Annotated in this window: 12 protein-coding genes and 1 pseudogene; 7 read left to right on the forward strand and 6 right to left on the reverse strand. The window is 35.0% G+C overall.

Translation table 11 applies throughout. The features are described 5' to 3' along the window. Nucleotides 1–240: pseudogene (locus tag PHR76_RS08995) on the forward strand (aconitate hydratase); the annotation flags it as partial. A 135-nt stretch (nt 241–375) separates the two neighbouring features. Here PHR76_RS08995 and PHR76_RS09000 read toward each other — a convergent pair. Further along, nucleotides 376–1,827, reverse strand: a complete 1,452-nt coding sequence (locus PHR76_RS09000) for a glyceraldehyde-3-phosphate dehydrogenase (RefSeq protein ID WP_300061258.1) — start codon at nt 1,825–1,827, stop codon at nt 376–378. Between the two features lie 152 nt (nt 1,828–1,979). Next, nucleotides 1,980–3,365 (reverse strand): trypsin-like peptidase domain-containing protein, encoded by a 1,386-nt coding sequence (locus tag PHR76_RS09005; RefSeq protein WP_300061261.1) that lies wholly within the window; start codon nt 3,363–3,365, stop codon nt 1,980–1,982. 135 nt (nt 3,366–3,500) lie between these two features. Here PHR76_RS09005 and dapF point away from each other — a divergent pair, with 135 nt between their 5' ends. The 5 genes from dapF (at nt 3,501) to PHR76_RS09030 (ending at nt 7,515) form a co-directional block, all read left to right on the forward strand. Next, nucleotides 3,501–4,289, forward strand: coding sequence for a diaminopimelate epimerase (dapF, locus tag PHR76_RS09010; RefSeq protein WP_300061264.1), 789 nt, complete (start codon nt 3,501–3,503; stop codon nt 4,287–4,289). 5 nt (nt 4,290–4,294) lie between these two features. Beyond that, nucleotides 4,295–4,825 (forward strand): GNAT family N-acetyltransferase, encoded by a 531-nt coding sequence (locus PHR76_RS09015; RefSeq protein WP_300061267.1) that lies wholly within the window; start codon nt 4,295–4,297, stop codon nt 4,823–4,825. 12 nt (nt 4,826–4,837) lie between these two features. Further along, nucleotides 4,838–5,875: an endolytic transglycosylase MltG gene (mltG, locus tag PHR76_RS09020; protein WP_300061270.1), complete on the forward strand. Its 1,038-nt coding sequence runs from the start codon at nt 4,838–4,840 to the stop codon at nt 5,873–5,875. Between the two features lie 52 nt (nt 5,876–5,927). Then, nucleotides 5,928–6,779: a DUF2279 domain-containing protein gene (locus tag PHR76_RS09025; protein WP_300061273.1), complete on the forward strand. Its 852-nt coding sequence runs from the start codon at nt 5,928–5,930 to the stop codon at nt 6,777–6,779. A gap of 97 nt (nt 6,780–6,876) precedes the next feature. After that, nucleotides 6,877–7,515, forward strand: coding sequence for a peptidoglycan-binding protein LysM (locus tag PHR76_RS09030; protein ID WP_300061276.1), 639 nt, complete (start codon nt 6,877–6,879; stop codon nt 7,513–7,515). Nucleotides 7,516–7,519: 4 nt separating this feature from the next. Here the strand turns inward: PHR76_RS09030 and PHR76_RS09035 are convergent, their stop codons facing one another. From PHR76_RS09035 to dnaA, 3 genes are read right to left on the reverse strand one after another with little or no spacing between them, the layout of a single operon-like run. Continuing rightward, nucleotides 7,520–8,242, reverse strand: a complete 723-nt coding sequence (locus PHR76_RS09035; RefSeq protein ID WP_300061279.1) for an SAM-dependent methyltransferase — start codon at nt 8,240–8,242, stop codon at nt 7,520–7,522. Then, nucleotides 8,239–8,712, reverse strand: a complete 474-nt coding sequence (locus PHR76_RS09040) for a low molecular weight protein-tyrosine-phosphatase (RefSeq protein ID WP_300061282.1) — start codon at nt 8,710–8,712, stop codon at nt 8,239–8,241. Before PHR76_RS09040 ends, PHR76_RS09035 begins: the two co-directional genes overlap by 4 nt. A gap of 60 nt (nt 8,713–8,772) precedes the next feature. Further along, nucleotides 8,773–10,200: a chromosomal replication initiator protein DnaA gene (dnaA, locus tag PHR76_RS09045; protein ID WP_300061285.1), complete on the reverse strand. Its 1,428-nt coding sequence runs from the start codon at nt 10,198–10,200 to the stop codon at nt 8,773–8,775. 197 nt (nt 10,201–10,397) lie between these two features. On the opposite strand from dnaA, the gene PHR76_RS09050 reads away from it, so the two are divergent. After that, nucleotides 10,398–10,814 (forward strand): thioesterase family protein, encoded by a 417-nt coding sequence (locus PHR76_RS09050; protein WP_300061288.1) that lies wholly within the window; start codon nt 10,398–10,400, stop codon nt 10,812–10,814. On the opposite strand, the gene PHR76_RS09055 is transcribed toward PHR76_RS09050, so the two are convergent. Next, on the reverse strand, nt 10,811–11,425 hold the full coding sequence (locus PHR76_RS09055) for a YigZ family protein (RefSeq protein WP_300061291.1): 615 nt from the start codon (nt 11,423–11,425) through the stop codon (nt 10,811–10,813). The genes PHR76_RS09050 and PHR76_RS09055 overlap by 4 nt on opposite strands. Nucleotides 11,426–11,427: the final 2 nt, after the last annotated feature.

The following is an 11,427-nucleotide window of genomic DNA, read 5'->3' on the forward strand; positions in this document are numbered from 1 at the left end:
AAACAAGGAATGTTAGGTTTAACATTTGCTAATGAAGCAGATTATGATTTAATTCAAGAAGATGATACGATTAACTTCATTGATTTAGTGAGCTTTACACCTGGTAAGCCGCTTACTTTGGAGTTTGTTCATGCCGATGGTTCAAAAGACATTATCATGGCTAATCATACTTATAATGCAAGCCAAATTGGCTGGTTTATTGCTGGTTCTGCCTTGAATTTAATCGCTGCTGAAGCTTAATTTTAGTTCAATTTTTATAACAAAACTCCCGAAATTTTCGGGAGTTTTTTATTTGGTGTGAACTTTTTTATTTTAAACAAAAAAAATCCGCTTCAAACTAAATTGAAACGGACTTTCAGGTTGGGTTAGTCTATTTTAGTAATAAGCATAACGTCTTACTTTTGCAATATATTTTGCTAGACGAACTACTTGATGGCTGTATCCAAATTCATTATCATACCAAACATATAAGACAATGTTTTTTCCGTCAGCAGAAACAATCGTTGCATTACTATCATAAATTGCTGGTGCATTTGTTCCCACGATATCGGAAGAAACCAATTCATTGTTTAATGAATATTTAATTTGTTCTACCAATTCACCTTCCAAAGCATATTTTTTCATGATGTTGTTCACTTCTTGAATGGAAGTTTCTTTGCTTACTTCTAAATTCAACACGGCTAAAGAACCATTTGGCACCGGAACACGAATGGCATTTGACGTTAATTTTCCTGTTAATGAGGGTAAAGCTTTTGCCACAGCACTGCCTGCTCCCGTTTCTGTAATGACCATATTTAAAGCTGCAGCACGACCTCTTCGGTATTTTCGGTGCATATTGTCTACTAAGTTTTGGTCATTGGTATAGGCGTGAATAGTTTCTAAATGTCCTTTTACTACTCCTAACGTATCTTCGATGGCTTTTAAAACAGGCGTGATGGCGTTAGTTGTACAAGAAGCAGCCGAAAAAATGGCTATTTCGTCTGGATTGTATTCTTTGTGATTTACTCCATATACAATATTGGGCACCCCTTTTCCAGGGGCAGTTAGTAGCACTTTTGAAACTCCTTTAGACACTAAATGTCTTTTTAAAGCTTCTTCTGAAGTAAATGCTCCAGAATTATCAATTACTAAAGCGTCATTAATTCCGTATTGTGTATAATCAATTTCTTCTGGACTATTGGCAGAAATAATATGTACAGTTGTTCCATTAATAATTAAAGCATTGTTTTCTAAATCTGCAGTCACTGAACCTTGAAAATCTCCGTGAACCGAATCATATCGTAAAAGCGAAGCTCTTTTTTCTAAAATAGAAATGTCGTTTTTGTCTCGCGTCACAATAGCACGAAGGCGTAATTGATTTCCTTTTCCGGTTTTCGACATTAATTCACGGGCTAATAATCTTCCGATTCTACCAAAACCATATAAAATGACATCTTTGGGTTGGATGCTTTCAGACTCTTTTGCTTTTTTTAATTTATCAATAACAAACGATTTTGTGTTTCGATATTTGTCGTCTTCTAGATGGTATTCAAAGGTTAGTTTTCCAATATCTAATTTTGAGGGTGGTAAATCTAGCGATAGCATTTCGCGAGCAATTTCTACCGAATCAAAAATCGAAATAGGTTTACCAACAAACTCTCCAGCATATTCATGAAGGTTTAGAATTTCAGAAACATTTTTGTCAATCAACTGATTTCTAAACAAAACGACTTCTATGGATTTTTCATACCATAAATCACTGATGAATTTAATGAATTCTACTCCGGCTCTCCTTCGGTCAGCTTGAAACGAAAGTTCTTTTTCGTATAAAGATGGATTGTTTTTCATGCGTATAAATAGTTAGTGTTGTCAAAATTTGGTGCAAAAGTATTGATTTCAAACGTTTTCGAACAGCATTTTAAGAATTATTTAAAGAATAAAACCCTGCAAGTTCAATTTTAGTTGTACTTGCAGGATTTAACTCAAATTAACCCCGTTTTTTAGATGATAATTCGCATGACTTGTCCATTTTTTAAAAGTAATTCTACTCGAACACCTTGTTTTTCAGACCGACTTCCTAGATTTCTAGAAACGCTCTCCACATCTATTGCTTTTACGCCATCAATGCTTAGAATGATGCTTCCTTTTAATTCTTCACTATAAGGAATCAATTTTTCATTAGTAATGTCTTTAATTTTTACTCCGTTTTTAATACCGAAGTGTTTTTTATCTGCAGCTTCAATGTCTTCTAATTCTAATCCGTAGAATTCATAATTAATCAATTCTTTTTTAGTTAATTTAACGGGGACCAATAAAGTTTTTCCATCTCGATTAAGCAACACCTTAATTTCGTCATTAGGTCGTTTCGTATTGACATAACCCGACAATTCTGCAAAGGAAGTAATGTTTTGATTGTCTAATCGCGTAATCACATCACCAGCTTGTATTCCTGCTTTTTCAGCTCCCGAATTTTTACTTACTTTATTGACATAGAATCCTTGCGATTCCTCTAGCTTTAATTCTCTTGCGGCATTTCCATTGAGCTCGTAGCCTTCGATTCCTAAGATTCCACGTTGTACATTTCCATACTCCATTATATCTTCTATGATTTTACGGGTAATGTTGGAAGGAACCGCAAAGGAATAGCCGACATAACTTCCTGTATTTGAGGAAATCATTGTGTTGATTCCCACTAATTCACCGTTGGTATTTACTAACGCTCCACCGCTATTTCCTGGATTAACCACGGCATCGGTTTGAAGAAACGATTGAATGCCACCCGAATCAAGATTGCGTGCTTTTGCAGAAATAATTCCTGCTGTCACGGTTGAATTTAGATTATACGGATTTCCTACTGCCAAAACCCATTCACCCACTTTTACATGGTCTGAATCTGCAAAAACGGCATAAGCTAATTTCTCTTCTGCATCCACTTTTAGCAAAGCAATATCCATTTTTGAATCGGTGCCAATTAGTTTTGCTTTATACGTTTTTCTATTATTTAAGGTGATTTCAATTTCTTGAGCATCCTTAATTACGTGGTTATTTGTAACAATATAACCGTCTTCAGAGATAATCACGCCCGAACCGGTTCCAATTTGTTGCTGTTGTCCGCCTTTGTAGCCGTACATAAATTCCATCATCGGATTGGAAACCGTACGATAAGAAACGTTTTTAACGTGGACTACTTGGTGCAAAACCATTTCGGCGGCATCAGTAAAATCAACCGTTTCGGCAGAAAGACCAACATTTTTGGTTAATAAGGATGGAGCAGTGGTTAAGATGTCTTTGGAAGAGGTAGGCTCTTCGATGAACAACTTATAAGCTCCCAAAGTGATTACACCACTTAAAATTGAAACTAGAAATAAATTGGTTGTGTTTTTCATAATGAACATCTAAATTTAATAAATATAACGTAAAAATATAACATTACAAGCGTTTTTATAATTGTTTAACGAACCTTAACTATCTTTAACTTTTCTTTAAAATAATTGTATTTTTGTGCTATTAAATATTTCAAAATGAACGATTCATTTTATAAATACCAAGGAACAGGAAATGATTTTATAATGGTGGATAACCGCCTGCATCTTTTTCCCAAAAACAATACCAAATTCATAGAAAAGTTGTGTGACCGTCGTTTCGGGATAGGTGCAGATGGCTTAATTTTATTAGAACCTGACAAAGATTCAGATTTTAGAATGGTATACTATAATTCAGATGGAAATGAAAGCTCTATGTGTGGCAATGGTGGTCGCTGTATTGTTGCTTTTGCAAAACAACTCGGATTAATCTCCCATCAAACCTTATTTATTGCAACTGATGGTTTGCATCAGGCCACCATTGACGAAAACGGATTGGTGTCTTTGCAGATGAAAGAGGTAGATCAAATTAAAATGGAGCCTGAATTTGTATTTTTAAATACGGGTTCTCCTCATCATGTTGAACTAGTGGAAAATTTAGCACATTATAAGGTAAAAGAAGAAGGCAGCAAAATTCGTTATTCAAATTTATATGGGAATGCAGGTAGTAATGTGAATTTTGTTTCTCAATTAAATGCGAATACTTTTGCCGTACGAACCTATGAAAGAGGCGTAGAAGATGAAACCTTATCTTGCGGAACGGGTGTTACCGCGGTTGCTATCGCGATGCATTTTATGGGTAAAACAAACGCTAATCAAATTACGTTATTGACCGAAGGCGGACAACTTCAGGTTAAATTTCAAAATAGTGGTTCATCTTACCATGATATTTTTTTAATTGGCCCCGCTACTTTCGTATTTCAAGGAAAAATTAATAGGTTAGATTAGAACGTATGACAACATTAAAAGGCCAACATATTTACCTTCGTGCTTTAGAACCTGAGGATTTAGAATTTGTCTATGAATTAGAAAATGACACTTCTATTTGGGAAATTAGCCAAACGCAAACGCCCTACAGTAGGTTTTTAATCCGTCAATACTTAGAAAATGCACAACAAGATATTTTTGAAGCCAAACAATTGCGGTTAGCAATTTGTAAAAACGACAGTTTTGAAGCAATTGGTTTGATTGATTTATTTGACTTTGATCCAAAGAATCAACGGGCTGGTATTGGCATTTTAATTCAGCATCCAAACCATAGAAATCAAGGATATGGTCATCAGGCAGTAGCTTTACTTATTCAATATAGTTTTGAAGTGCTAGCGTTACATCAATTATATGCGACTATTTCGACAGATAATCATGCTAGTATTGCTCTTTTTACTACTTTTGGTTTTCAATGTGTTGGAATTAAAAAAGATTGGAATTTTAACAAAGGACAATTTTCCGATGAAGGTTTGTATCAATTAATTAGTTCTTCTTAATTTAGTAAGTTTATGACTTTTAAAAAGTTTATTTTATATTTTTCGGCTTTAATCGTAGTTGTTTTGGCCTATTTCGGATTTAAAATGTATCAAGTTCTATTTACTCCTAACACGCGTTTTTCAGAAAATAAAGTAGCCATCTATGTTCCAACCACAGCTACTTTTGAAGAAGTGCAAACACTACTCGAACCTTATCTTGCAGATATGAGCAAATTTGTGACGTTAGCCGAGCAACGAGGGTATGCAACAGCTATTAAAGCGGGGAAATTTGAATTAACGAAAGGGATGAATACCCATGCAATTGTTTCTGCCATGCGATTGCCTGTACCTGTTCGCGTGACTTTTAATAACCAAGAACGTTTAGAAGATTTTGCAGGAAGAATTGGCTCACAGTTAGAAACTGACAGTTTGGCTGTATTGCAAGCCTTTAAAAACCCTGCTTTTCTTGCTGAAAATGGTTTTACAGAAGAAAATGTCTTTACCATTTTGCTGCCGAATACTTTTGAGTTTTATTGGAATACTTCGGCCGAGAAATTCAGAAATCAAATGGCCAAAGAATATTATCGATTTTGGAATGAGGAGCGAAAAGCGAAAGCTACTGCTTTAGGATTAACACCCGTTGAGGTTTCTATTCTAGCTTCGATTGTTCAAAAAGAAACAGCAAAAGTAGACGAAAGACCCCGCGTTGCCCAAGTTTATTTGAATCGATTGAAAATGGGAATGCCTTTACAAGCTGATCCTACCGTTATTTTTGCCTATAAAATGGTCAATCAAGACTTTAGTCAAGTGATTAAACGCGTTTATCATAAACATTTGGAAATTGATTCACCTTATAATACCTATAAATATGGTGGACTACCACCGGGACCAATTTTTATGCCCGATGTCAATGCCATTGATGCTGTTTTAAATCCAGAACAACACGATTTTATTTATTTCTGTGCCAGTGTTACCCGATTTGGTTATCATGAATTTGCATCGACTTTAGCTCAGCATAATGTCAATGCCCGTAATTATGCCAATTGGTTAAATAGCCAAACGGCACCCTAATTAATTGAGAAATACTCTTCGCATAGCCTCCGTTTTTTTCAACTTCTTTTGGTTGAGTTCAGTTTATTCGCAAGCGGGTTTTGATGCTTTTTTTAAGCCTTCGGATACGCTCCACCAAGCCAGAAGAAATGCAGTTGTTATTTCAGAATCTGTTTTAACAGCCACCGCATTGGTAGGATTGAACCAGCTTTGGTATGCTGATTATCCAAAATCTAACTTTCATACGGTGAATGATAATTCCAATTGGATGCAAATGGATAAATTAGGGCATGTATATTCGGCTTATCATTTAGGTCGATTTAGTGCAGAAATGCTCCAATGGTCTGGTGTTTCTAAAAAAGATCAACTTTTATATGGAGCTGGATACGGTTTTGCTTTTTTAACAGCAGTGGAGGTTTTTGATGGATATTCTGCCGAATGGGGTTTTTCGTGGGGCGATATCTTCTCTAATGCCGTGGGAACCTCGCTTTACGTTTCTCAAGAAATGCTTTGGAAGGAACAACGTATCATTCCTAAGTTTTCTTTTCATACCACCTCCTATGCTAATCAACGACCCGAACTACTTGGAAGTTCGTTGAGTGAGCAAATTTTAAAAGATTACAACGGACAAACCTATTGGCTTTCTGCTAATGTGGCTTCCTTTTTTAAAACAACTGCTATCCCCAAATGGGCAAATCTTGCTTTAGGATATGGAGCAGATGGAATGACTTCTGCAATCGATACACAAAATCAAGAGCGTTACCGACAATTTTACCTTAGTTTGGATGTGGATTTGACAAAAATTAAATCTAATTCTTACTTTTTAAAGACTCTTTTCTCCGTTTTTAATATGGTTAAGATTCCTGCTCCAACGTTTGAAATCAACACCTCCGGAAATTCGAAATTCTATTTCTTTTACTTTTAGAAAATATTAACTACTTGATTGTTAAATTTATAATTTTAAAACGTATATTTGCCCGCGGTAATTCAAGATGGTGACAGCACTTGAGAAATAAACGTTTATGTCGAAAAAATGGTATTTTTATTCTAGTATTGCCCTGGTTGTCTTAATAATTAGCTCCGGTTTTAAACCGTATCAATTAGAGAAATTGAATTGGTTTTATGTCGATCATGCGGTAGAAAAATTAAATTATACTGTTCCTTCTGAAGATGATTTAGCCTATGTTGCTATCAATATTCCTCAAACAGGAAAATCATTTGCTGGTTTTAAACAAGCTTTGAGTTTTAAGGAATCGCAAGGAAAATATCACTTAGTGAATACATTGGGTTATATGGGTAAATACCAATTTGGAATTGGAACTTTACGAACACTTGGAATTACCGATAGTACCGCTTTTATGAATTCGCCTAAACTACAAGAAAAGGCGTTTAGAGCACTTTTGTCTATCAATAAGCATATTTTGAAGGAAGAAATCAAACAATTTGAGGGTCAGGTAATTAGTGGTGTAAAAATTACTGAATCTGGATTATTAGCCGCTGCCCATTTAGGCGGAGCAGGTTCTGTTAAAAAATTCTTGAAAAGTAACGGAACTAGAGGAATTAAAGATGGATACGGAACTTCCTTAAAAAGTTATATCAAACAATTTGGCGGATATGATACTTCGCATATTGTTGCTAATGGAAGAGCGAAAGCAAAATAATTAGTTAAGATTTTTGAATTATAAAGATAGTAGGTCGATTGTGTAAATCGGCCTTTGTTTTTTTCCATTCGCTGATTGGCATCGTTTTGATGAATTCAGTTGGTAAGGTGATGTCTGTTGCAATGCAAAGTTGCGTCGCATTTTGTAAGGTTTGAAGAATGTCTTCTAACAATTTGTTGTTCCGATAAGGCGTTTCAATAAATAGTTGTGCCTGATTTTTTTCGAATGAAAGGCGTTCTAAGTTTTTTAAACTGGCTTTCTTTTCGCCTTTGTCAATAGGTAAATAACCATTGAACGCAAAACTTTGACCGTTCATTCCAGAACCCATTAAAGCAAGTAGGATAGAAGAAGGACCTACTAGCGGAACAACTTGAATTCCTTTTTCATGAGCTAATTTTACAATCACCGCACCCGGGTCTGCTACGCCAGGACAACCTGCTTCGCTCATTAAACCGACATGCAAGCCGTTTAAGCAAGGTTTTAGCATTTCATTGTATACACTTGTTTCGGTATGTTTATTTAGAACGTGAAGGCGTAAATTGGCTTGTATTTTTTCTGGATTAATTGATTTGATAAACTTTCTGGCCGTTTTTTCATTTTCTACTACATAATCCTGAATGAAATCGATAGCTCTTTTGACGGTTTGTGGCAACACATCATCCGGGGCGACTTCGCCAAGTGTGGTGGGAATCAAATATAATTTTCCTAAAAAAGTGACGGGTTTCATTTTTTTGAATGTTTTTCAATCAATTTATTGGCAATACTTTCACACGCTTCGTCGAGCATTTCGTAAACTTGATCAAAATTGCTTTGTAATCCGTGATAGGGGTCTGGCACATCTACTTTTTCACCTGGAAAAATTTCTTCTAAAATTAGGGTTACTTTTTTCTTAGCTTCTTCGTTTGGAGCCATTTCAAGTACATCGGCATAATTAGATATGTCCATTACATAAATGTAATCAAACTTTTCAAACAAAGCGGGCGTAAAGAGTTTTCCTCTTTGTTTAGAAATGTCAATACCGTTTTTTTCGGCCGTTAGGATGGATCGTTTGTCGGGTGAATTGCCAACGTGCCAATGGCCTGTTCCAGCAGAATCAACCAAAAAATCATCGGCGGAAAGTTTGGATGCCAAAATCCCTTCTGCCAAAGGAGAACGGCAAATATTTCCCAAACAAACCATTATTATTTTAATAGGCATATACTCAAAAAAAATATAAAAAACGCTTATTCAATCAAGTAGTTTAATTTTAAAAATAACTTATAGTGATAATTTTTTGTGAATATCATCTACAAACTTTCTAAACTGTTTATCTGTTGTAACCAAATTATCCACTGTTTTACAAGCATGGAGTACCGTGGCATGATCTCGGTCGCCAATTTGTGAACCAATATTAGCCAATGAGGCTTTGGTAAATTTCTTAGCAAAGAACATTGCTAGCTGACGAGCTTGAACGACATGTCGTTTCCGTGTTTTGGATTGTAAGGTATCTAAATCTAATTGAAAATAATCAGAGACTACTTTTTGAATATAATCAATAGATATTTCTCGTTTGATATTCTTGACAAATTTTTCAACAACGCTTTTAGCCAATTCTAAATTAACTTCTTTTTTATTGAAAGACGATTGAGCAATTAATGAAATAATAGCTCCTTCTAATTCGCGAACATTCGATTTGATATTTCGAGCGACATATTCAATGATTTCTTCAGGAATTTCGACACCATCGCGATATAAAATGTTTTTCAAAATAGAAATACGGGTTTCATAATCGGGTTGGTGCAATTCTGCGGATAATCCCCATTTGAAACGAGATAACAACCGCTGTTCGATATCTTGCATATCTACCGGTGCTTTGTCTGAAGTCAAAATGACTTGTTTACCGTTTTGATGTAAGTAATTGAAAATGTGGAAAAACACATCTTGTGTTCCAGATTTTCCGGAAAGGAATTGCACATCATCAATAATTAAAACATCAATTAATTGATAAAAATGAATAAAATCATTTCGTGTGTTTTTCTTAACCGAATCGATATATTGTTGTGTAAATACTTCTGCAGAGATGTACAACACTGTTTTGTCTGGATATTTATCTTTAATTTCAACACCAATTGCATGAGCCAAGTGGGTTTTTCCTAATCCAACTCCGCCAAAAATTAAAAGGGGATTGAAGGAAGTTCCGCCTGGTTTATTGGCCACTGCCATTCCAGCAGAGCGAGCCAAGCGATTGGAGTCACCTTCAAGGAAATTATCAAAACTATAATTTGCATTCAGCTGAGATTCAATTTTTAAATTGCGAATACCAGGAATTACAAATGGGTTTTTTAGCTCAGGACTGATGTTTTTCAGTGGAGCATCGACATCTTGTGGCTTAACAGGACTGCGGTGTGTACTTGGCAATTGTTCCGTAAACGGTTGTTTATTGCCATAAGTGTTTTCCATTTTGATTTTATACAGTAACTTTGCATTTTTTCCAAGTTCTTTGGTTAAGGCCACTTTGAGTAATTTAACATAGTGTTCCTCTAACCATTCATAGAAAAATTTGCTTGGTACTTGAATGTATAAAGCATTGTCTGTGAGTTCCACTGAACGAATAGGTTCGAACCAAGTTTTATAGGCTTGCTCCTGAATATTGTCTTTTATAAACGCTAGACAGTTTTCCCATACCGATTCCGCAGTTTTGCTCATAAATTCTAAAAATTATATTGTTTACTAAAGGTTATTCTGTTAAGAAAATAGACTATTTTCTCACTAACTTTTGGGTTAACAAATATGTGAACAAAAAAACTTAAAAAAAAATAAATTGCTATTGGTTATATTGAAATAATGTTGTAAAGATGGATTAAGGGTTAAATCATTATATAAGAAAAAAATTACAGAAAAGTATGAAAGAACAACAATTAGAATTACGCGTTCGCTATTCGGAAACAGACCAAATGGGTGTGGTGTATCACGGGAATTATTTGCCTTATTTTGAGGTTGGTAGAGTCGAATGGCTTAGAAATCAGGGTATTTCCTATAAAAGCATGGAAGAAAACGGTGTCGCTCTTCCAATTGTTAATATAAATATAAGTTACAAAAAACCAGCACGTTATGACGACTTACTTACCGTAGTGACTAAATTTAAAAATCAAAGCTCTGTGAAGATAGAATTTGAATGTAAAATTTTAAATGAAAAAGGAGAGTTATTAACAACGGCCGATTTTATTTTGGTTTTTGTGGATATTCATACCGGTAAACCAATTCTTCCACCAGCAAACATCAAAGCAATTATTGATCGGATGGAATTATCTGAAAATTAATCCGCTTTTTTGATTGTTATTTCAAAGAGTGAAGCAAAAATGTCGGCAATCGTGTCGGCATTTTTTTTTCGGATTGCAATTTGAATTTCACAATTCAGTTCCATTTTTTGAGCGATGATTTCGATTTTTTTTTCTTTGATAATTCGCATCACCTTATTTATGTTTTTATAATCAAAAGTGAGTATAAAAGTAACATCAATTGTTTTTTCTACGATTGTTGCATTTTCCAATGCCATTTGTGCTGTTGTTTTATAGGCCGATATTAATCCGCCTACGCCTAATTTTACACCTCCAAAATAACGAACCACGACTACTAGAATATTGGTGACTTCAAACGATTGGATTTGGCCGTAAATAGGCATTCCTGCACTATTATTTGGTTCGCCGTCGTCATTTGCTCTAAAACTAAGTTGTTCTATACCTATTTGATAGGCATAACACCAGTGACGTGCCGAAAAGTGTTGTTTTTTGAGCTGTTCGAGATGGGTTTTAACTTCCTCTTCAGTCGTTACAGAATAGGCATATCCAAAGAACTTACTATTCTTTTCTTTAAATAAGACTTCTTCCGAAGCCGTTTCGATGGTTTTATATGTATCCTTGAATTCATTCATAC

The sequence above is a fragment of the Flavobacterium sp. genome (assembly GCF_028689845.1).
In the GTDB taxonomy this organism is placed as follows: Bacteria; Bacteroidota; Bacteroidia; order Flavobacteriales; family Flavobacteriaceae; genus Flavobacterium.

Excerpts from the sequence above, each read along its gene's own strand:
- PHR76_RS09000 (WP_300061258.1), bottom strand. The coding sequence starts at position 1,827 with ATGAAAAACAATCCATCTTTATACGAAAAAGAACTTTCGTTTCAAGCT.
- PHR76_RS09005 (WP_300061261.1), bottom strand. The coding sequence starts at position 3,365 with ATGAAAAACACAACCAATTTATTTCTAGTTTCAATTTTAAGTGGTGTA.
- dapF (WP_300061264.1), top strand. The coding sequence starts at position 3,501 with ATGAACGATTCATTTTATAAATACCAAGGAACAGGAAATGATTTTATA.
- PHR76_RS09015 (WP_300061267.1), top strand. The coding sequence starts at position 4,295 with ATGACAACATTAAAAGGCCAACATATTTACCTTCGTGCTTTAGAACCT.
- mltG (WP_300061270.1), top strand. The coding sequence starts at position 4,838 with ATGACTTTTAAAAAGTTTATTTTATATTTTTCGGCTTTAATCGTAGTT.
- PHR76_RS09030 (WP_300061276.1), top strand. The coding sequence starts at position 6,877 with ATGTCGAAAAAATGGTATTTTTATTCTAGTATTGCCCTGGTTGTCTTA.
- PHR76_RS09035 (WP_300061279.1), bottom strand. The coding sequence starts at position 8,242 with ATGAAACCCGTCACTTTTTTAGGAAAATTATATTTGATTCCCACCACA.
- PHR76_RS09040 (WP_300061282.1), bottom strand. The coding sequence starts at position 8,712 with ATGCCTATTAAAATAATAATGGTTTGTTTGGGAAATATTTGCCGTTCT.
- dnaA (WP_300061285.1), bottom strand. The coding sequence starts at position 10,200 with ATGAGCAAAACTGCGGAATCGGTATGGGAAAACTGTCTAGCGTTTATA.
- PHR76_RS09050 (WP_300061288.1), top strand. The coding sequence starts at position 10,398 with ATGAAAGAACAACAATTAGAATTACGCGTTCGCTATTCGGAAACAGAC.
- PHR76_RS09055 (WP_300061291.1), bottom strand. The coding sequence starts at position 11,425 with ATGAATGAATTCAAGGATACATATAAAACCATCGAAACGGCTTCGGAA.